Annotated in this window: 22 protein-coding genes; all 22 read left to right on the forward strand. The window is 40.4% G+C overall.

Annotation, left to right across the window (positions count from 1 at the left end; genetic code table 11):
* Positions 1–166: 166 nt before the first annotated feature.
* Entirely contained in the window at positions 167–1,723 is a 1,557-nt protein-coding gene (locus tag EO117_RS02290) for an ABC-F family ATP-binding cassette domain-containing protein (protein WP_126938899.1), read from the forward strand.
* A gap of 9 nt (positions 1,724–1,732) precedes the next feature.
* Entirely contained in the window at positions 1,733–2,299 is a 567-nt protein-coding gene (folE, locus tag EO117_RS02295; protein ID WP_126938900.1) for a GTP cyclohydrolase I, read from the forward strand.
* Complete coding sequence (folP, locus tag EO117_RS02300; RefSeq protein WP_126938901.1) at positions 2,292–3,131, forward strand: dihydropteroate synthase; 840 nt, start codon at positions 2,292–2,294, stop codon at positions 3,129–3,131. The genes folE and folP overlap by 8 nt, the downstream gene beginning before the upstream one ends.
* Entirely contained in the window at positions 3,131–3,493 is a 363-nt protein-coding gene (gene folB, locus EO117_RS02305; RefSeq protein ID WP_126938902.1) for a dihydroneopterin aldolase, read from the forward strand. The genes folP and folB overlap by 1 nt, the downstream gene beginning before the upstream one ends.
* The gene (folK, locus tag EO117_RS02310; protein WP_126938903.1) at positions 3,493–3,972 is read left to right on the forward strand and encodes a 2-amino-4-hydroxy-6-hydroxymethyldihydropteridine diphosphokinase; all 480 of its coding nucleotides are present in this window, start codon (positions 3,493–3,495) and stop codon (positions 3,970–3,972) included. The genes folB and folK overlap by 1 nt, the downstream gene beginning before the upstream one ends.
* Positions 3,973–4,073: 101 nt before the next feature.
* A complete protein-coding gene (locus tag EO117_RS02315; protein ID WP_126938904.1) occupies positions 4,074–5,018 on the forward strand; it encodes a phosphodiester glycosidase family protein in 945 nt (314 codons plus the stop codon).
* Positions 5,019–5,026: 8 nt separating this feature from the next.
* Complete coding sequence (locus tag EO117_RS02320; RefSeq protein ID WP_126938905.1) at positions 5,027–5,929, forward strand: hypothetical protein; 903 nt, start codon at positions 5,027–5,029, stop codon at positions 5,927–5,929.
* Between the two features lie 119 nt (positions 5,930–6,048).
* Complete coding sequence (locus EO117_RS02325; protein ID WP_126938906.1) at positions 6,049–6,369, forward strand: hypothetical protein; 321 nt, start codon at positions 6,049–6,051, stop codon at positions 6,367–6,369.
* Between the two features lie 255 nt (positions 6,370–6,624).
* The gene (locus EO117_RS02330; protein WP_126938907.1) at positions 6,625–8,031 is read left to right on the forward strand and encodes a pyruvate carboxylase subunit B; all 1,407 of its coding nucleotides are present in this window, start codon (positions 6,625–6,627) and stop codon (positions 8,029–8,031) included.
* Positions 8,032–8,331: 300 nt separating this feature from the next.
* Positions 8,332–8,631, forward strand: a complete 300-nt coding sequence (locus tag EO117_RS02335) for a septum formation initiator family protein (RefSeq protein WP_126938908.1) — start codon at positions 8,332–8,334, stop codon at positions 8,629–8,631.
* Positions 8,632–8,729: 98 nt separating this feature from the next.
* Entirely contained in the window at positions 8,730–9,638 is a 909-nt protein-coding gene (locus EO117_RS02340) for a phosphatase (protein WP_126938909.1), read from the forward strand.
* Positions 9,625–10,923 (forward strand): tRNA lysidine(34) synthetase TilS, encoded by a 1,299-nt coding sequence (gene tilS, locus EO117_RS02345; protein WP_126938910.1) that lies wholly within the window; start codon positions 9,625–9,627, stop codon positions 10,921–10,923. Before EO117_RS02340 ends, tilS begins: the two co-directional genes overlap by 14 nt.
* Before the next feature lie 22 nt (positions 10,924–10,945).
* Positions 10,946–11,482: a hypoxanthine phosphoribosyltransferase gene (gene hpt / locus EO117_RS02350; RefSeq protein ID WP_126938911.1), complete on the forward strand. Its 537-nt coding sequence runs from the start codon at positions 10,946–10,948 to the stop codon at positions 11,480–11,482.
* A gap of 57 nt (positions 11,483–11,539) precedes the next feature.
* On the forward strand, positions 11,540–13,465 hold the full coding sequence (gene ftsH, locus EO117_RS02355; RefSeq protein WP_126938912.1) for an ATP-dependent zinc metalloprotease FtsH: 1,926 nt from the start codon (positions 11,540–11,542) through the stop codon (positions 13,463–13,465).
* A gap of 208 nt (positions 13,466–13,673) precedes the next feature.
* The gene (locus EO117_RS02360) at positions 13,674–14,657 is read left to right on the forward strand and encodes a biotin--[acetyl-CoA-carboxylase] ligase (protein WP_126938913.1); all 984 of its coding nucleotides are present in this window, start codon (positions 13,674–13,676) and stop codon (positions 14,655–14,657) included.
* A 1-nt stretch (position 14,658) separates the two neighbouring features.
* Positions 14,659–15,426 (forward strand): type III pantothenate kinase, encoded by a 768-nt coding sequence (locus EO117_RS02365; protein WP_126938914.1) that lies wholly within the window; start codon positions 14,659–14,661, stop codon positions 15,424–15,426.
* Positions 15,410–16,423, forward strand: a complete 1,014-nt coding sequence (dusB, locus tag EO117_RS02370; protein ID WP_126938915.1) for a tRNA dihydrouridine synthase DusB — start codon at positions 15,410–15,412, stop codon at positions 16,421–16,423. Before EO117_RS02365 ends, dusB begins: the two co-directional genes overlap by 17 nt.
* Positions 16,424–16,683: 260 nt before the next feature.
* Entirely contained in the window at positions 16,684–18,516 is a 1,833-nt protein-coding gene (locus tag EO117_RS02375; protein ID WP_126938916.1) for a carbon starvation protein A, read from the forward strand.
* A gap of 183 nt (positions 18,517–18,699) precedes the next feature.
* Complete coding sequence (rpsF, locus tag EO117_RS02380) at positions 18,700–18,984, forward strand: 30S ribosomal protein S6 (protein WP_126938917.1); 285 nt, start codon at positions 18,700–18,702, stop codon at positions 18,982–18,984.
* Positions 18,985–19,005: 21 nt separating this feature from the next.
* Positions 19,006–19,416 (forward strand): single-stranded DNA-binding protein, encoded by a 411-nt coding sequence (locus EO117_RS02385; protein WP_009353084.1) that lies wholly within the window; start codon positions 19,006–19,008, stop codon positions 19,414–19,416.
* Between the two features lie 38 nt (positions 19,417–19,454).
* Positions 19,455–19,685 carry a 30S ribosomal protein S18 gene (rpsR, locus tag EO117_RS02390; RefSeq protein WP_009353119.1) on the forward strand — a complete coding sequence of 77 codons (231 nt, stop codon included), beginning with the start codon at positions 19,455–19,457 and terminating at the stop codon, positions 19,683–19,685.
* A 436-nt stretch (positions 19,686–20,121) separates the two neighbouring features.
* Positions 20,122–21,537, forward strand: coding sequence for an aspartate ammonia-lyase (locus EO117_RS02395; RefSeq protein WP_126938918.1), 1,416 nt, complete (start codon positions 20,122–20,124; stop codon positions 21,535–21,537).
* Positions 21,538–21,674 lie beyond the last annotated feature (137 nt).

A 21,674-nucleotide genomic window follows, 5' to 3' on the forward strand; every position in this document is an offset into this window, starting at 1 on the left:
TAAACGACTAAGATATTTTAAGAATGCTATTAGTATACACTTTCATAGTGTCATACGTAAATGCACAGAAATTATAAAAATAATAGGACAGATATGTAACAACTAGAAATTATTGCCATGTTAACGTATAATAAAGAGATATATAAGAATAGTTTGGAGAATGAATATGAGTGTGTTAACTGTAACTAATGTAACCCATGGGTTTGGGGTACGACAAATATTAGATGATGCCTCCTTCCGGTTGCTGAAAGGCGAACACGTGGGCCTAATCGGCGCCAATGGAGAAGGGAAGTCAACCTTTTTAAATATCATTACTGGTCATTTGATGCCCGATGAAGGCAAGGTGGAATGGTCCAACCAAGTAACGGTAGGCTATTTAGATCAGCATAGCGTCCTAGAGAAAGGAATGACTATTCGCGATGTATTGCGAGGTGCCTTTGATTCTCTCTATGGTATTGAACAACAATTACAAGACGCGTATCTAGAGATGGGCGATTGTTCTGAGGACAGAATGAATGAGCTCATGGAGCTTACCGGCGAATGGCAAGAGATGTTGGAGCAACGTGGTTTCTATGAAATCGATGCGACTATTGAACGGACGGCGCAAGGTTTAGGCTTGATGGATATCGGCCTTGACCGGGATGTGATGGATTTGAGCGGTGGTCAACGGACGAAGGTGTTGCTCACAAAATTGTTGTTGGAGCAACCGACAATTTTACTCTTGGACGAACCGACGAACTATTTAGACGTAGACCATATTAAATGGCTACAGAATTATTTGCAAAATTATGAAAATGCCTTTATCTTAATCTCTCATGATGTGGAGTTTTTAAATTCCGTGGTGAATGTTATTTACCATATTGAGCAAGCGCAACTTACACGATATACTGGCGATTACTACCAATTCTTGGCGGCTTACGAAGTGAAAAAGCAACAAGCCTTACGTGCTTACGAGCGGCAACAACAAGAAGTGGCAGATATGAAAGATTTCATTCAGCGTAACAAAGCTCGCGTAGCCACTCGTGGTATGGCGAACTCCAGAGCGAAGCGCTTAGAAAAAATAGAAATCTTAGAAAAACCACAAGAAAAATTAAAACCATCTTTTGGCTTTAAAGAGGGACGTACGCCGAGTCGTTTTATTATCGATGCAAAAGATTTGGTACTCGGCTATGATGAACCTTTAACTAGACCAGTGGAGGTAGTGATTGAACGAGGTAAGAAAATTGCCATCCAAGGTGTGAATGGCTTAGGGAAAACGACCTTATTAAAAACCTTATTGGGTATGATTCCTGCTCTATCTGGAAAGATAGAGAAAGGGGAGTTTTTACAAATTGGTTACTTTGCTCAAGAAGATAGCCGAGATAACTCTAAAACGGCCTTAGATTATATTTGGGATGCCTACCCGTCTTTAACGAACTCAGAAGTTCGTGCAGCTCTTGCTCGTTGTGGTTTGACCAATGAGCATATTACGAGTCAAATGCGCGTCTTGTCTGGTGGGGAAAATGCCAAAGTTCGTCTTTGTAAATTGATGCAAGAGTCCTATAATGTACTTGTATTGGACGAACCTACGAACCATTTAGATGTGGATGCGAAGGCTGAATTGGCACGGGCATTGCAGGCTTTCAAAGGGACCATTGTCCTAGTTTGCCATGAACCGGAATTTTATGAATCTTGGGTGACTGATATTTGGACTATTGAAGATTGGACGACAAAGATTATTTAGGAGATGATTATGAAAGAACAAACTCTAGACGGTGTGCACCAATTATTAGAGGGCTTGGGCATCGATCTTGAAGCGCAGGGAATGACAGATACGCCGAAGCGTGTGGCCACGTTATTTGAAAGCTTGTTTTCTGGACGTGACAGCACGGGTAAAGAGGCGCTCGGCGATGTATACCCGACGGAACATACGGGTCTAGTATCGGTGAACCATATTCCGTTCTATTCCATATGCGAACATCATTTGATGCCCTTCTATGGAAAGGTACACATTGTGTATCAACCACGGGATGGCAAAGTATTTGGTTTAGGTCGTTTGAAAGCATTGGTAGATGTCTTTGCGAAACGACCGCAATTACAAGAACGATTCACCCATGATATTGCTACATCTTTAGTGGAAGATGGCGATGTGTTGGGCGCTATGGTGATGGTAGAAGCCACTCATTTATGTATGCTCATGAAAGGCGAAGTAGCACAAGAAACGGTGGCGAAAACCATAGTAGCCACAGGTATATTAGAGCCTATGGGGGTATTACGAGAGGAAGCGTTGGTGTTATTAGGAGGTAACGATCATGTTTAAGTACCGCAAGTACAATTGGCAAGATGGTAAACAATTAGAGCTAAAAGATCGCACATTGATTATGGGTATTTTGAATGGTACTCCTGATTCTTTTTCCGATGGTGGTCGTTATAATACTTCTGAAACAGCCATAGCACATGCAAAAGAAATGATACAGCAAGGGGCAGATATCCTCGACGTAGGGGTAGAATCTACACGTCCAGGGCATACACAAATTTCTGTAGCAGAAGAAATTCAGCGCATGCAAGATATTTTATTGCCTGTCTTAGAGGTAGCAACAGTACCTGTTTCTGTAGATACGTATCGTGCAGAAACAGCTGATTTTGCCTTGTCTCATGGGGCTCATATCTTAAACGATATTTGGGGCTTAAAATATGATAAAGATATGGCGGCAGTAGCGGCAAAATATGATGTGCCAGTGATTATTATGCACAATCAAAACACCACAGAATATGATGATATTATCGACGATATGAAAGCATTCTTTTTCTCATCTGTGGACTTAGCCTTGAAAGAAGGTGTAAAACCGCAAAATATATGGCTTGACCCAGGCATTGGCATTAGCTTTGGCAAAGATTATGCCCAAAATGTAGAAGTGATCCAACGGTTGGGTGAGATTACTGTCTATGAATATCCTGTGTTATTAGCGCCTAGTCGTAAGGGTTTTATCGGTACGATTTTAAATGACCTGCCAGCAGAAGAGCGGGATGAAGGAACGGTAGCGACTTGTATTACGGGCATGATTCAAGGTGTTGACATGGTGCGTGTACACAATGTAGAAATGCATAAACGAGCTATCACGGTGGCAGATGTGCTATTACGAGGTGAGTAATGGACAGAATTAACTTGCAAAACATGGCATTTTACGGTTACCATGGCAATCTACCTAGTGAAAATGAATTGGGTCAACGCTTCTTTGTGGATATTTCTATGGCATTAGATGTATCGGTAGCAGGTCAGTCAGATCAATTAGAAGATTCTATTAACTACGTAGATATCTATGAACGCACGAAAGCTATCGTGGAAGGAAAGCCTCATCGTTTGATTGAACGGGTGGGAACTTTAATAGTGGAATCCATTTGGGGACACTATGAAGGGTTACAGGGACTTTCTGTGACAGTTCGTAAGCCAGAGGCTCCCATCCCAGGGGTGCTGGACTACGTAGAAGTAGTGATTACGCGAGGTCAACTATAATGTATACCTATTATATTGGAATCGGATCTAATCTCGGTGACCGGGAAGGGTATTTAGCGTTCGCTGTATCAGAATTGACGAACATAGACGGGGTTTGTAGTGTCAACCATTCTAGTTGGATTGAGACCCCTCCATGGGGCCCCGTAGAGCAAGGGCCATTTTTAAATGGTATTTTAAAAGTGGAATCTACCCTAGAACCTCTCGTTATGTTAGATACGATATTACATATTGAGCGATTAGCAGGTAGACAGCGAGAGATTCACTGGGGACCTAGAACGTTGGATTTAGATATTGTTTGGGTAGAAGATGAAGCGGGCCAATGCGTGCGTGTGGAAATCTCTAATTTAGTGGTGCCACATCCATACTTTTGGGAACGCCAATTTGTGTTGGAGCCACTACAAGAGGTATATCCAACGTTCACCTATGAAGGCGTTTCTATTGCTAGTCGCCTTGAAAAGTTCCGAGAATTGGAGTCTTAACAGTCATTACACATAGCCTATCTTAGTTGCAGCTGCCTGTTGTTATTACTATAACAGTATATCTGCAGTATAAAATAGGAGTAGATAAAGGAGCATACTATATGGGTTCTTTTTTTAGAAAAGGATGGGTAAAATTCATTCTTCTTATGTTTATATTTACGGCTATCACAGCACCTATTGTAGTGCTATTTGGGCCTTTTGATAACATTAAACGTACTGTTGTAGGGGCTGTGTTGCGGTCTCGCCATCCGCATTATATTACATGGCTCTATACACCTGAGGAAATTCAGAAAATTGTAGGCACTGTAGGTACAGGTGAAAACCAAGAATTATTTAAGTTTGATGTGAAAGAAGATACATCCTTGAATTTACGCAAAATTGAATCCAATCGGTATATGGGCTTTTTACTAGAAATCCCAGATCCTCGTCGTATTCAAGTGGCTACAGCGCCACAGCTGAATGAAAAAGGAGAAACCACTAGTAACATTGCGCGCCTTAACGGAGCAGTAGCGGCTATCAATGGCGGTGGTTTCCATGATCCAAATGGAACCGGTACAGGTCGTTCTCCATATGGGTTTATTTTGCATGATGGTGAATATGTAATCGGCAAAGACGTAGGACCTGATGAAGATGTAGATTTCATCGGTTTTACAAAGTCAGGTAACTTGATTGCCGGCACCTATAACAAACGGGAATTGAAAGAAATGGGCGCCAAAGAAGGTTTAACCTTTGGACCGCCTCTTATCGTGAACGGTAAGAAGATGATCACCGATGGTGATGGCGGTTGGGGCATTGGACCTAGAACAGCCATTGCCCAAAAGAAAGATGGTACGGTCCTATTCTTAGTCATCGATGGTCGTCAAGCCTATTCTGCTGGGGCTACTTTGCGTGATGTGCAAGATATTTTATATCAAGAAGGCGCTGTCATTGCAGCTAACTTAGATGGTGGTTCTAGTACTACATTGTATTATAATGGTAAAACTGTGAACAAACCTGCAGATTTGTTAGGGGAACGTATGATTCCTACTGTATTTATCGTAAAATAGGAGAGTCTATGAATACCTTTGGAAAAGTAACCACAGCCTTTTTGCTGGGCTTAGTATTACAAGGTGGGGTCTATTATTATTTAGACCAAGTATACTTAGCGCCTACCACGAACTTTCAGGTCACCAATGGGGAAGAAGTAGATAAGAATTTTCCTGATGTAAAAGAAGGGACTCGCTATTATTCCCACGACCATAAATACATGGCAGTGGTGGAACAGAATCGGGTAGATATTTATACGGCTGGCAAAGAAGCACCGGTGACACTAGATTTAAAAGAGCGAGAAGTATCTTATTTTGAATGGATGTCAGATCGTAACTTAGCCATCGTTGGGTTATTTGGTGGTAAACACAATGATGTGGTGTTAGCTCGTATTGATCCAGAAGCACCAGATCATGAAATTGATACGACTATTAATTCTGTGCCTAACGGAGCGCGCATTACGGATGTAGCCTATTCAGCAGCCACGAATGTAGTCTATATGAAAGTTCGTGTAGGAGATGGTGCATACCGCGTATACCGTACGGATGCGAACTATGATACTCGCCGGGTGTATATGCAAGCATCCGATATTGGACGCATCGGTATGTTCTACAATGAAGATCGCTTTTTCTATGACAATGTACGTACTGGCGATGTATTCATGTTCAATGGTACAGAAGGTGGCTGGCGTGCCATCAATCCTCCAGGCAAATTCCGCCTAATTGGCGTGACTCAGGGACAATTGATTTACATTGTAAAAGTAGATGATAAAAATCGTGCTTTAGAAGCCTATGAAGGTAAATTGGGGGTTGGATTCAATAAAGTTTACACCTATAGCAATCCAACTGAATTGACAGAAATTACGGTAGATTCTATTCTGAAAGACAAGGAATCTGCTAAAGATAGTACTCCTACAGAAAAAAAGAAGTAAAAATATAGAAAAATTTTATAACTTGCAGTAATATAATTCACTGTATTTTGTAAAAAGCTATAACAATTAGTCATAATAGAAACAAATTTGTGGCGCATATGGAAGGGAGGAATGGAAATATGGCAAAGTTTAAAATCCAAAAAGGATTAAGCGACGCAGATATGATGAAAGGCTTTGTGGAAACAGAAACATTTGAGACGGCCCTGTTGAAAGATGATGCAAAGGTAGCTAACAAAGTAGTAGGAAAGCCGAAAGAACAAAAAACGGAAGATGGTTTTTACCAAGAGTTTTTAACAGAGCGGATTAAAACAGAAATTGGTAAGCTGTTACTAGCGATAAAAATGGATTATTTCAAAGATGACGTAAAGGATTTTTCTATTCAGGTTAAGCGTAATGGCAACCATATTGTATTAGAAACAGCGCCTAAAAAAGTAAAGTAAACCTCATGCATTGATAATGCATAGGGTACTACAAATACTGAAACCCCTCTAATCTAATGGAAATATATGGTAGTACATCGATAAAATTCATATGACTAAAAAGCATGTCATTTGGTTGACAAATATCACGTTTAGTAGTCTAATATAGTTATGTACATTATACATGAGATAACTGTTACTCATGTATTTAATAATTCCCCTTCTATCAGGTGGTAGAGTCTTGATAGAGAAGGGTCAATGTGAAGGAGAAGGATTATGAGTGCAAAAAGAGTAAGATTAGTAGAAACAGTTCTTCGTGATGGTCATCAATCCATTTTGGCAACACGTATGCGTATGAAACATATGCTTCCAGCATTACAACAATTGGATGAGATTGGTTATGATGCTTTGGAATGCTGGGGTGGTGCTACATTCGATAGCTGTATCCGTTTCTTAGACGAAAACCCATGGGAACGTCTTCGTACATTAAAAGCAAATTTGAAAAACACACCATTGCAAATGTTACTTCGTGGTCAAAACTTATTAGGCTACAAACATTATGCTGATGATGTAGTTGAAGCATTCGTTCGTAAAGCTAAAGAAAATGGTATGGATCGCATCCGTATTTTCGACGCATTGAATGACCCTCGTAACATGCGTGCTGCTATCGAAGCTGGTAACAAAGCAGGCGTTCATGTACAAGGTACTATGGTTTACACAATCAGCCCTGTACACACTAACGAAAGCTTCGTAAAAGTAGCTCGTGAATTAAAAGAAATGGGTATCGATTCCCTTTGCATCAAAGATATGTCTGGATTGTTAGCTCCATACGATGCAGAATCCTTAGTAAAAGACTTACGCAAAGAATTTGGCGAAAAATTCGATATCGACTTACACAGCCATTTCACTTGCGGTTTAGCATCTGCTACATACCTAAAAGCAGTAGAAGCTGGTGTTGATATCATCGACACTGCATTGAGCCCATTCGGTCATGCAACAAGCCAACCAGCTACTGAATCTATTGTTGAAATCTTTAGAAACACTCCATACGATACTGGTTTAGATCTTGCTAAAATGCGTGAATTAGCTACATACTTCCGTGGCGTTCGTAAAGAAATCGCTGATGAATTTGGCTTAACTCCAGCTCATGAAGTATTGCCAGAAGTTCGTCATTACCAAATCCCTGGCGGTATGTTGTCTAATACTCAAAACCAATTGAAAGAAATGGGTATGGCTGATAAATTCTTCGACGTAATGGATGAAATGCCACGTGTTCGTGAAGATCTTGGCTTCCCTCCATTGGTAACTCCAACATCTCAAATCGTTGGTACAATGGCTATGATGAACGTGTTGTTCCAATCCCAAGGATTGCCTCGTTACAACACTACACCAGCTGAAGTAAAAGACTTAGTTCGTGGTAAATACGGTCAACTTCCAGCAGCTGTAAAACCAGAAATTAAAGAATTAATCATTGGTGACGAAACTCCTATTACTCATCGCCCAGCTGATGACGTAGCTCCAGAAATGGAAAAAATGCGTGCTGATCTTGAAGCTAAAGGTTTCACTGGCGTAACAGAAGAAGATGTATTAACATACGCTATGTTCCCAGAAGTAGCACTTCAATACTTCGAAAAACATGCAACACCTGTAACTCAAAAAGTATTGAACTACAAAGGTGAATAATTAATCCTTACATTCACATATAAAGAGCGACCTCCTTTGGGGGTCGCTTTTTAGTGCATGTATTTTGTGAGTGTGTGGTTCGTTATGGTTCTTTGATATAAGATTAGGAGTAGTCTATCAACTCATTTTGTCCTACAACCCAGAGATTACACTTGTATGAGTGGAGTCACCATGTAGCATAGAGCCGTTATTGTGAATGAGGTTTACACGGAACTGTGGAGATATGCTATAATACAAGTGTATATAAAACTAGACTAAAGATTAGATAAACGTTGTAGATAGAAATCGGGAGTGAAGACCATGGAGAAGGGTACTAAAAGACCGAGACGGCCTGTTAGGGCTAAGGCGAGTGGTATTTGGAAAAAGGTGCGCTATGGTGTATTCATCTTGTTTGCAATTGTATTAGCGCAGCAAGTGTATACGATTTATAGTTTGCATCAAGAAAAACAGCAGTTAGAACAACAATTACAGGAACTGAAAAAGGAAAATGAAAATTTATCAGAGCAAAAGAAATTATTAGAAGATGATAAACATATCGAGGGTGTAGCACGGGAAGAACTAGGTCTTGTGAAACCAGGGGAAGTTCCCTATGTTCGATAAGGGAAAGTGATACAAAAGTATCACTTTTTTTGTGCGTACTATAGAGGAACTGAGGATAAAGGTTTGTGTAATCATGGATAGAAAGTTGAGTGATATAGATGGAATCATATACAGTACAACAAGGTAGTCGAATCGGAATTGTAGATTTAGGGTCGAACTCATTTCGCGTGCTGTTGGGTACTTATGATGGAGTGCAGTGGCAGAATGAACCAAAGCAATTATGGACTACACAATTAGGAAAACGACATAGTGATGGCTTATTAACAGAGGAAGCTATGAAACGTGGTCTACAAGCACTCCAAGAGATTCGTGAGGCGTTAGATGCTTATGGTGCTACGGTTCGTATCGGTCTGGCTACGAGTGCTATCCGAGAATCAGGAAATGGTAAGGAGTTTTTAGACCTAGCTAAGGAAGTGTGTCCTATGGAGTATCGTGTGCTAAGCGGTGAAGAAGAGGCTACTTACGGATTTAAAGGAGCTACGGTTTATGAAAATCCAGACTTTCACTATGCTACTATCGATGTGGGTGGGGGCAGCACGGAAATTGCTTTGGGGGATGCACATCATGTGTATTTTGCGAAATCGTATCCTGCTGGTGCGGTGCGTATGCAAGGGATGTCGACAGAGGGTCCACAACGTGTATGGGAAGAAACTGTGCGTATGTGGGATGAATTACCTATTGCAGGGCCCTTCGGAGAGTTTATCGGTATTGGTGGTACTGCTACCTCCCTGGCAGCTATGGATTTAAAAATGGAAAGTTACGATCCTAGACGCATACAGGGTTATCGTATGGAGCGTGGTACCATTGAAGCCATGCTACTACAACTTCGCTATATGAGCCGTGAGGAACGGTTACAGGTGAAAGGTTTACAACCAGGTCGAGTAGATATCATTGTGCCGGGAGCGGAGATTATTACGTCCCTCATGGATACGTATCAAATTGGTTCTATTGTGGTTAGTGAAGCTGATGGGTTAGAAGGGTGGCAATCACAATATGGTGGAAGATAAAGAAAGTTATTATTTTTGGGCACCCTTGGTGGATAGCTTGTTAGATGCTTATGAAAGTCAGGGAGACTTTCACACTGTTATTGAAGTAGAAAAAGCGAATGAAACACGAAAACATGTGGAGATGGTGGTGCCGTTGTTGACGATGGAAGAATTGGCAGAGCAAGTAGACAATAGTCGCCATATGTTGGACAAATGGTATAGAGAGGACTGTATTAATCAGTACCATACGTATCGTCAACGCATGTTTCACTGTACTATATCTATGAGTCGTAGCCAGGAGAAAACTTTGTATGGAGATACGTGGTCTACTCTGTTGCAGTTGCGACAAGCTGTGACAAAATCCATGGGTGATATGATTACAAAGGACACTTCCTTATTGTTAGCTTGCTCTGGTGGGGTGGATTCCATTGCCTTATTGCATTATTTCTATCTAGAGGGATTCACAAATGTTGGTGTCTTTACCATAGACCATGGGTTACGACCTGAGGCAGCGGAAGAAGTAGCGCTTGTAGAATGGTATGCATTGCAATTTGGCATGCCTTGTTATACAGCAGTGGAAGATGTATCGGCAAAGGCTGATTTAGAAGGTGTATCCTTTGAAATGATGGGACGTACATTACGGTATGCTCATTTGCGTGATATCGCTGAGGAACAGGGATATGACTATATTGTGACTGCTCATCACTTAGATGATCAAGGGGAAACCATTTTCGCACATCTATTGCGTGGATCTGGATTAGAGGGCTTGCAAGGAATGAGCACGTTCTCTGATGATATTTGGAGACCTTGTTTGACGGTGAAGAAACAAGTGTTGCAAGACTATGCCCAGTGGTTACACTGCTTTCATGGGGAAGATGCGTCGAATCTTGATACGACCTATGATAGAAATTGGATTCGCCACGTGTTAGTGCCCACTTGCAAAAAACGGTATCCGCAGGTGATACAGGCGCTAGGTCGTATGGGGCATTTAGCCCAATGCGATGTGTCTTATTTTGAGCAAGAGGTGACAAGGCTAGAAACAGACTATGTCAGTCATACTGGAGATGGCATAGTGTTGGATAAACGAGGGTTAATGGGTGAGCATGATGCCTTAGTGGGCCGGTTGTGGAAACGAATATTAGGGCCCTATGTACGTCCAGAACAGCTAAGCCAAACGGTAATGGATAGCTTACTTTCACTGGTGAAAGGACCAAAAGGAAAAGAATTTCGTTTTCGTCAGGTGCAAGTTTTGGCGTCATATGATACAATTAAGATTGTTCTATGTAGTGACATAGAAAAGAAATAGACCTAACTAATAAGGAGTTACTATGATACCAGAAGTGAAAGAATTATTGCTTTCAGAAGAACAAATTCAAAAACGAGTGGCAGAATTAGGCCGTCAAATTACAGAAGATTATAAAGGTAAAGAAATTGTCCTAGTAGGTGTATTAAAAGGGGCTATTGTATTCTTTACAGATTTAGCACGCCATATTGAAGGCGATGTAAAAATGGATTTTATTTCCTGTTCCAGTTACGGTAGTAGCACTGTGAGCAGCGGCGTGGTGCGCATTCTAAAGGATTTAGATCGTCCTGTAGAAGGGAAACACGTTATCGTAGTAGAAGATATTGTAGATACAGGTACAACGCTGTCGTATTTACTAGAAAACTTACAATCTCGTAAGGCAGCAAGCGTTCGTCTTTGCTCCTTGTTGAATAAACCAGAACGTCGTAAAGTCGATGTCCATGTAGACTATGAAGGCTTTGTGATTCCTGATGAGTTTGTTATTGGGTATGGTCTAGATTACGATGAACAATATCGTCAACTGCCTTATATCGGCATTTTAAAAGAAGAAGTCTATCAATAATCGTTGATATATTCGACAAAATTTGATATGATAAATAAGTATCAATTTAGATTATAGATGAGAAAGGAGAAAAATTTGAAGCGAGGCTTAAAAAATGTACTCCTCTATTTGTTGATAATTGTCGCAGCAGTGGCAGCGATTAACTCTTTTTCTGAAGGTACTAAAAATAAATCAGAAATTACATATACATCGTTCCTACAAGAGGTACAACGAAAAAATGTAGAGAGTGTCACAATTACAGGGGATCATTCGATTACAGGTAAATTAAAATCTGGGACAGAATTTGCTACCTATGCACCAAGTGATGCAGGTATTTTTGCAAAACTATCCGAAGGTGGCGTCGATGTGACAGCGCAACCTCCTGAGCAACCAGCTTGGTGGGTAAGCTTATTAACATCTGCGTTACCAATTGTGTTGATTATTGGATTCTGGTTCTTTATGATGCAGTCTACACAAGGTGGATCTGGTCGTGTTATGAACTTTGGCAAATCTCGTGCAAAAATGCAAGGAGAGGGCAAAGTAAATGTGACATTTAAAGATGTGGCTGGTGCAGATGAAGCAAAACAAGAATTGGAAGAAGTAGTTGAATTTTTGCGTAATCCAGGTAAATTTAATGCTATCGGTGCTAAAATTCCAAAAGGGGTTTTATTATTTGGCCCTCCAGGTACAGGTAAAACCTTATTAGCTCGTGCGGTAGCAGGGGAAGCAGGGGTTCCATTCTTCACTATTAGTGGTTCTGACTTTGTAGAAATGTTCGTTGGTGTCGGTGCCTCTCGTGTGCGTGATTTATTTAATCAAGCTAAGAAAAATGCACCTTGTATTATCTTCATCGATGAAATTGATGCGGTAGGTCGTCAACGTGGTGCAGGTCTTGGTGGCGGTCATGATGAACGTGAACAAACCTTGAACCAATTATTGGTAGAAATGGATGGTTTCGGTGCCAATGAAGGAATTATTACGATTGCCGCTACGAACCGACCAGATATTCTAGATCCAGCTTTATTGCGACCAGGCCGTTTTGACCGTCAAGTGACTGTAGGTCGTCCAGATCTTCGTGGTCGTGAGGCGATTTTACAAGTCCATGCCCGTAATAAACCGTTGGATCCAGATGTGGATTTAAAAACTATTGCGAAAAAAGTACCTGGCTTTACTGGCGCTGATTTGAGTAATTTATTAAATGAAGCAGCGTTATTAGCAGCTCGTCAAGATCGCAAATCGATTTCCATGCATGACTTAGAAGAAGCTAGTGAAAAAGTAAGCTATGGTCCTGAACGTAGAAGTCATGTGGTCAGTCAGAAAGAACGTGAATTGACTGCTTACCATGAATCTGGACATGCCATAGTGGCTCATTTGTGGCCGAATGCAGATCCTGTTCATAAGGTAACAATTATCCCTCGTGGTAGTGCAGGTGGTTACACTATGATGCTTCCACAAGAGGAGAAAAACTATATGACTCGTTCCCAGTTGTTGGCACAAATTCGTGTGGCTTTGGGGGGGCGTTGTGCAGAGGCCATAGTACTGAAAGAAATCAGTAGTGGTGCTTCTGGAGATTTACAAATGGTGACGAACATTGCTCGTGAAATGATTACTCGTTTAGGTATGAGTGATGAGCTAGGACCATTGGTATTTGGTGAACACCAAGAGCAAGTCTTCTTAGGAAAAAGTTTAGGCTCTGAACGTAATTATGGCGAAGCAGTAGCTGAGAAAATCGATAATGAAATGCATCGCATCGTAGCAGAGGCATACGGTGATGTAATGAACTTGTTAACAGAAAATATTGACTTCTTACATAATATGGCGAAAGCTTTGTTAGAAGAAGAAACCATTGATGCAAAACAAGTAGAAAACTTGTATCGCTATGGTACTCTGATGAGTCCAGAAGAGACACAGGCAAAAGCTGAAGAGGAAGAAAATAGTAAAAAGTCTCCTCTAGAAGTGGCTGGTATTGTAATGCCAGATAAAATTGATACATCAAAAGAATAATCTGTGAGATACTATAGCCAAGGTATCTTCCCTACGGGGAAGGTACCTTTTGTGCATCTGTTAAGAATGTAAGACAGTGACTATAGTTTAGCTGTACCAAATTCGCATAGCTTTAAGTGGTGAAATACATAGAAAAGACTTGCAATTTATGTAGGACCTCTGTACAATCGTATTGTAAACCTCGCTAAAGGTAAGGAGGCGACAAGCCGTGAGAGATGAAATACTTGACTTTTTAAAAGCAAACAGAGATCAATTTGTGTCAGGACAAGCTATGTCTGAAGCATGCCATGTATCACGCACAGCGATTTGGAAGCATATAGAAGTATTGCGCAAGCGTGGCTATGTGATTGAATCCTTCACTAAAAAAGGGTATCGGTTGTTGGCGGAGCCAAATCTGATTAGTCCTGAAGAGATGGAAGGGGTACTGCAAACAAAATCATTTGGTCGTTATTATGTATATGAAGAACGGTTAGACTCTACAAACAGTATTGCTAAAGCATTAGCTATGGATGGAGTTCCAGAGGGAACCGTAGTGTGTGCAGAAGAGCAATCCTCCGGCCGTGGGCGCTTATCTAGAGGTTGGTATTCTCCCTATGGAAAGGGAATTTGGTTTAGTTTAATATTAAGACCTAAATTCTTACCGATGGAAGCATCAAAATGTACCTTGATGGCAGGCGTAGCCTTGGTGAAAGCATTCCGTGAGTTGGGGCTTTCAGAAGCGGGCATTAAATGGCCTAATGATATATTAGTAGGATCTCGTAAAATGGTAGGCATTCTAACAGAGATGAATGGTACCATGGAAGAAATTAACTACATTGTCCTAGGGATTGGTATTAATACACACACTACCATTGAGGAAGTCAGCGAAGATTTAAAGGATAAAATTATGTCCTTTGCGATAGCAGGTATAGAGGTGAACCGTAAAGAAGCCTTTGCGGTGATTTTAAAAGCTTTAGAAGAACAGTATGAAAAGGTGTGTCAAGAAGGGTTTGATTCTACCTTAGAAGAATGGAAAGAATATAGCGTAACCTTGTATAAAGAGGTATTGGTAAAAGCCCCAGATAAAGATTACATAGGCTATGCTAAAGATTTAGATAGAGATGGAAATCTGATCGTTCAATTAGAGGATGGACGTGAGGAACGTATCATAGCAGGGGATGTGTCTATACGCTCCACTGGAGGAGGATATTAAGATGTTACTAGTTGTAGACGTAGGGAATACGAATATCGTATTGGGCGTATATGAGGGCAAAGAAATTATGGCTCATTGGCGTATTTCTACTGATCGTGGGAGAACTACCGATGAATATGGTATGTTGTTGAGCAATCTATTTCTTCATGATCCTAAGGTAAATAAAGAGAATGTGGAGGCAGTCATCATTTCCTCTGTGGTTCCTCCATTGAACCCTACGTTAGAGCGTGTATGCTTGCGCTATTTCCATAAGAAACCATTGTTTGTAGGGCCTGGTATTAAAACAGGGATTTCTATTAAATATGAAAACCCACGTGAACTAGGAGCGGATTTAATTGTAGATGCAGTGGCTGCTTATGAAAAATATGGTGGTAATTTAATTATTATCGACTTTGGTACAGCTACGACATATTCTGCTGTGTTAGATGGCGGTGTATACTTAGGTGGTGCCATTTCACCAGGAATCGGTATCTCTGCAGAAGCTTTGTTTGGTCGCACGGCTAAATTACCAAGAATTGAAATTAAAAACCCTGGTCCTGTCATTGGTCGCAACACAGTTGGCGCTATGCAGGCAGGTGTATTATTTGGATATGTTGGACAAGTGGAAGGCATTGTGGCTCGTATGAAACGAGAAATGCCAGAGGATACAAAAGTGGTGGCTACAGGTGGTTTAGCACCTCTCATTAGTGCGGAAACAGATGTGATTGACCACATTGATTCAATGATGACATTAGAAGGATTACGACTTATTTATGAAAGAAATCAATAATGAATCCTGGCACATAGGACATGTCACAATTCCTGGCCGCATTGGGTTAGCGCCCATGGCTGGATTTAGCGATGTGTCCTATCGCTTATTAGCAAAAGAAATGGGGGCCTCTTTCGTGTGTACAGAAATGGTCAGTGCCATGGGAATTAAATACAATAATGAACATACAAAAGAATTACTCTATATGGAAGGGGTAGAACAGCCAGTATCCATGCAGATATTTGGGTCTGACCCAGAAGCTATCGCGATTGGAGCAAAAGTTGTAGAGGAAGCAGGCGCCCCTATAGTAGACATTAATATGGGCTGCCCTGTGAAAAAAGTGGTATCTTCTGGGGATGGATCTGCATTGATGAAAACTCCAGATTTAGCGATGAAGGTGGTAGAAGCAGCCGTAAAAGCGGTACAAATTCCAGTGACTGTTAAATTGCGCTTGGGATGGGATGATACATCCATCAACGTAGTAGATATGGCACGACGTATGGAATCTGTAGGGGTCTCTGCCGTAGCTATTCATGGTCGAACTCGTGAACAGATGTACAGTGGCAAAGCCAATTGGGATTATATTAAAGAGGTGAAAACGGCACTTACTATTCCTGTCATTGGCAATGGTGACGTCAATTCCCCTGAAAGCGCCAAAGCACTGCTAGAATATACCGGTTGTGATGCTATGCTCATAGGACGTGCGGCGCAAGGGAATCCGTGGTTGTTTCAACAAATTAAAGACTATCTAGAAACAGGACACTACCATCCGAATCCATCGGGGGTGGAACGCATTGCTATGTTATTACGTCATTATGAGCTGCTATGTCACTATAAAGGTGTGGATTTAGCCACACGAGAAATTCGCACACATGCTAGCTTCTATATTAAAGGTTTACCAGAAGCGGCACGTTGGAGAAATGCTTTGAATGTAGCTATGGGTCGGGAATCGTTTATCTCTGTAGTAGAAGAGTATCAACAATTCTTGGATGACTATACTAGAAGTACAATATCATAGGTTCTGTCTCCTATATATGGTCATGAAATATTGAGAATAAATAACATTCATATTGGTATATACTCCTAGGAAATAAAGGGAATTTTAAGTGGGACGTGTATATTTTATTATGAGAAATAGTAAATTGACATTGTCGAAAATTGCAACTATAATTAAATCAGAAATACCAATTTACTTTTTAGCATAGATCATAGGATGCAGTCTAGATGTAAACAAGTGTTTATGGAATAAGGCGCATCTACTATTTAGGGGGTGTATGTATGGTCATGAATGGTATTTATTTAGTTATCGCCTCAGCGTGTATCTTAATGTTAGGATATCGCTTTTATGGGGCATTCATAGCGGCAAAGGTGTTAACTCTAGACAAGTATAGAATGACGCCGGCTATGGTTCATAATGATGGACATGATTATGTACCTACTAATAAATGGGTCACATTCGGTCATCACTTTGCAGCAATTGCAGGGGCAGGTCCTTTGGTAGGTCCGGTAATTGCAGCGCAGTTCGGGTACTTACCAGGTACTCTATGGATTTTAATCGGTTCCGTATTTGCCGGTGCAGTCCATGATATGGTTATTCTCTTCGCGTCGATTCGCTATGATGGTAAATCCATTGCGGATATCACTCGTGAAGAAATTAGCAAAATTGCTGGTTTAGGTGCGATGTTAGCTACGTTGTTCTTGCTTGTTATTACACTAGCAGGTATGGCCGTTGTAGTAGCGAATGCTCTTCATAATTCAGCTTGGGCATTTTTCTCTGTATTTGCAACAATTCCTATTGCTATTTTTATCGGTATTTATTTACAATGGTTGCGCCCAGGAAAAATTCAAGAAGCTACAATTATTGGGGTTGCATTAATTTTTGCAGCGATTATTTATGGTCCAAATGTGGCGGCTAGTGAATATGCATCTTGGTTTATTTATGATTTAAAAACTATTGAAATTATGCTAGCTGTATATGGTTTCTTTGCAGCAGCGTTACCAGTTTGGTTATTATTAGCTCCTCGTGATTACTTATCCACATACCTAAAAATTGGTACTATTGGAGCCTTAGCACTTGGTATTTTAATCGTTATGCCTGAAATCCAAATGCCTGCTGTAACAGAGTATATTTGGGGTGGTGGTCCAGTGTTGAAAGGATCTGTATTCCCATATATCTTTATTACTATCGCTTGCGGCGCTTTATCTGGTTTCCATACAGTTATCGCTACAGGTACAACACCAAAAATGTTAACAAACGAAAGAGAAGTATTACCTATCGGTTACGGCGGTATGTTAACAGAATCTTTCATTTCCATGATGGCTATGATTGCAGCAACAGCGTTGCATCCAGATGATTATTTTGCGATTAACTCCACTGCAGAATCTTTTAAAGCACTAGGACTTCATGTTCATGAATTGCCAGCATTATCTGCACTCGTTGGAGAAGACCTAATGCATCGTCCAGGTGGTGCTGTATCGTTGGCAGTTGGTATGGCTCATATCTTCTCTCGCCTTCCTAATATGGATCATTTATTGGGATATTGGTATCATTTCTGTATTATGTTTGAAGCTTTATTCATCATGACATTGATTGATGCAGGTACTCGTGTAGGGCGTTATTTATTACAAGAATTGCTTGGCTTATACTGGCCTAAATTTAATGACCAACATTGGGCTCCTGGCGTATATGGTTGTGCTGCCTTAATTTGTATCATGTGGGGATACTTAGTATTGCAAGGTAATATCGGTACGATTTGGCCATTATTCGGTGTATCTAACCAGTTATTAGGTACGATGACATTGGCAGTAAGTACGACGATTATTATGCGTCTAGGTAAAAAACGATACGCTTGGGTAACCGGTGTTCCAACAATCCTTATGGCTATTGTGGCAGTTGGTGCCGACTATGAAAACGTATTCTACAACTACGTTCCAGCTGGTAAATGGACTTTGGTTGCCTTCTCTGTGGCTATGTTTATTATGATTCTTGTTGTATTAGTAGAAGCGATTCGTAGCTGGATTCGCTTATCCACGTTACCACAAGATTATAGAACACAAGAAGAAGTAGAAGCGGAAAGTTATGCTAAATTAACAAAACAAGCAGAAGCTTAATCTAGCGCAGACGATTTGTAGTATAATAAGATAGACATGGCTCCTTTGGAGCTGTGTCTATTTTTATGTTTTCCTTGCAATTCTAAGAGGAATAGTGTACAATAGTAAAGCTTATTGATGGTAAGCATCTTCCTACCCCTATGTGAGATAGGGGCGTTAGTCCGAAAGAGGAGGTGATTTTGTATGAACAAATACGAAGTCATGGTGATTGTGAAACCGGCTGATGAAGAGACAAACAAAGCTACTTTTGACAAAATTGAAGCTTTAATTGCTCGTGTTGGCGGTACAGTTGAGAAAGTTGACGTTTGGGGTAAACGCCGTTTAGCGTATGCAGTAAACAAACATACTGATGGCGTATACGTATTGATTAACTTTGAAGCAGCTCCTGGCGAAATCAAAGAAATCGACCGCGTACTTAAAATCGACGATAACGTTCTTAGACACCTGATTGTAAAACACGAACAATAATAGCCTGAGGAGGTTAAGAATATGAATTCTGTACAACTTTTAGGAAATTTAGCTCGTGACCCTGAGGTGCGTTACACAAAAACTGGTCGTGCTGTCGCTACTTTCACAGTAGCTGCATCCAATACATATGTGGATCAAAATGGCGAGACTAAGGAACAAACAGCGTTTGTAAATTGTGTAGCTTGGGGAAAATTAGGAGAAGCTGCGGGAAACTTGCGTAAAGGTAGCCGTTGTTTTGTAGAAGGTCGTATTGCGACTCGTTCTTACGAAGCACAAGATGGTACAAAACGATATGTAACCGAAGTAGTTGCTAATTTCGTGGGACAAGCCTTAGATACGCAATCATTTGATGCTTTTGACGGTGGTGCATCCAATTTTGATGATTTTGGTGCAGGTTCCGGTGCAGGCGCAGGTGAAGAAATTCCGTTCTAAGCTAAGAACTCCACAACTATATCAAAGGAGGTTTCTCAATGAGAAGAGATAGAGGCAGAAAACCAAGAAGAAAAGTATGTAACTTCTGTGTTGACCATGCTGATCAAATCGACTATAAAGATATTGCTAAACTTCGTCGTTTCACGACTGAACGTGGCAAAATTCTTCCACGTCGTATTTCTGGTGTTTGTGCTAAACATCAACGTAAATTAACACTTGCAATTAAACGTGCTCGTGCAATCGCGTTGTTGCCATTCACAGCAGAATAATTCAATACAAAATGAAAGCCCAGTAACTAGCCTAGTTACTGGGTTTCTTGTTTTCTAAAAGGGAGTTAAAAGGGTATAAATTGAAATCGTTGCTACCCGGTTGCAACCACTTTTCACGCTTTTTTGCGTGCGATTGCAACCACTTTTTCATATAAGGAGATGGAAGTTAGATATCATAGTTGTGTAGTTACTTTTAATACAGGTATATGCTGGATATGTCATATTTCTATATAGTCTATAGAAACACATAAAAATGAGGGAAAATGATGATGACCATGAGTTTTAGTCATTTGTATAAATGCAGGAGGCTTTATTATTCGTAACTAGAAAGTATGTCACTGTTATGTATACAAAATGCATGATATAATACAGGTATATCATATAAACAAAGCTATTTCAGTAGATGCATATGATGTTGTATGAAATGAGGTATATTATGAGAAAAGAACATGATTTTCTGGGTGAATTAGAATTAGCGGATGAGTTGTACTATGGTGTACAAACATTGCGTGGTATTGAAAACTTTTTTATTACAGGCAAAAAAATTGATTTAGACTTTGTAAAAGCTATGGCCATGGTTAAAAAGGCCTGTGCCTTAGCCAATATGAGTACAGGCCGTTTAGATGAAAAAATTGGTCAAGCTATTAGCCGGGCTGCTGATGAAGTAGTACGTGGTAATTTCAATGATCAATTCCCTGTAGATCCTATTCAAGGAGGGGCAGGGACTTCTTTCAATATGAACATGAACGAAGTATTGGCGAACCGTGCTCTAGAAATTTTGGGCTATGAAAAAGGTCAATACGATATCGTATCTCCTAATAATCATGTCAATATGGCACAATCTACGAATGATACATTCCCTACAGCTATTAAAGTATGTGCGATTATGAAAAGTAAACCATTATTAATGGCCCTACGTCGACTAGCAGATGAATTAGATAAAAAAGCAGAAGAGTACAAAGAAATTCTAAAAATGGGTCGTACTCATTTGCAAGATGCGGTGCCAATTACATTGGGACAAGAAATGGGGGCCTATGCATCTGGTGTGCGTCGTGGTATTCGCCGTATTAAATCGGCTATGTTAGAAGCACATACTGTGAATATGGGAGCTACAGCTGTTGGTACAGGACTAAATGCAGAACCTACATATATCAAGGCTGTTGTAGATGAGTTATCTCGCATTGTAGGAGAGCCGTTTATTACTGCTGATAACTTAATTGATGCGACGAACAATACAGACGTATTTGCAGATATTTCTTCTGGATTGAAAGTAACAGCCCTAGTATTGATTAAAATGGCTAACGATTTCCGTTTAATGGCATCTGGGCCTCGTTGTGGTATCGGTGAGTTAAAATTACCTCCACGTCAACCAGGTTCTTCCATCATGCCAGGTAAAGTGAACCCAGTTATCGCGGAAGTATTAAACCAAACTTGTTACCAAGTCATTGGTAATGATTTGACGATTACCCTTGGCGTAGAGAATGGACAATTTGAGTTGAATGTAATGGAACCAGTGATTGCTTATAACTTATTCAATTCCATGTGCTATTTAAAAAATGCGGTAAACACATTTGTAGATAAATTGTTGATTGATCTTGAAGTAGATAAAGAACAATGTGAATACTGGTTAGAACGTTCTGTGGGTATCGTAACAGCCTTGTTGCCACATATCGGTTATGAAAATGCCTCTGCTTTGGCGAAAGAAGCATTGGAAACTGATCGTAGCGTAAAAGAAATTATTCTAGAGCAAGGTTTGTTGACGAAAGAAGAAATGGATTATATCCTGTCTCCAAAAGAAATGACACGCCCTGGTATTGCGGGTCAAGACTTAGTAAAAAACTTAGGAAACTAATATATACAAAGGACTGCTTAGACATAGGCAGTCCTTTTTGTTTCAACGGACACCATGAAGACTATGGGAAATTGTAATTAATCGGGCTAAGATGAAGACTGATGAATAGAGTTCAGTTATATAGTATAGTAGTGATA

The organism is Veillonella sp. VA142, assembly GCF_003992135.1.
GTDB lineage: Bacteria > Bacillota > Negativicutes > Veillonellales > Veillonellaceae > F0422.